This window comes from Pseudoalteromonas sp. GW168-MNA-CIBAN-0100, from assembly GCF_040309225.1.
Classification (GTDB): domain Bacteria; phylum Pseudomonadota; class Gammaproteobacteria; order Enterobacterales; family Alteromonadaceae; genus Pseudoalteromonas; species Pseudoalteromonas arctica.
Map to the genome: position 1 here is coordinate 1 of NZ_JBEOOL010000314.1, position 327 is coordinate 327.

Genomic DNA, 327 nt, shown 5'->3' on the forward strand with positions numbered 1-327 from the left:
CCTTAAAGTTCTCTACTGATAACCTAAGTTCTTCTGCTAGTTTTGCTACTTCTGAACTTGATATGGTCGTTTGTATTGCGCCCTCAGCGGTTTGCTCGGCTATAGCAACAATGGACTCTAAGCGCTCACTTATTTCTTGTGATACTTGTTGTTGCTCTTGCGCTGCCGTTGATATTTCTTCACTCACGTTATGCGCTTGCGATACGGCTAAAGTAATCGAGTCGAGAGCGCTGCTTGCTAAATCGCTTTGCTTAACACACGACACGGCTTGTTGTTTACCTTTTTCCATAGCCGATACAGCGGCTTCTGCACCGCTTTGTAGTGACT

1 pseudogene is annotated in these 327 nt (G+C 45.3%); it reads right to left on the reverse strand.

The features are described from left to right. Positions 1–327, reverse strand: a pseudogene (locus AAEY62_RS21270) (methyl-accepting chemotaxis protein); the annotation flags it as partial.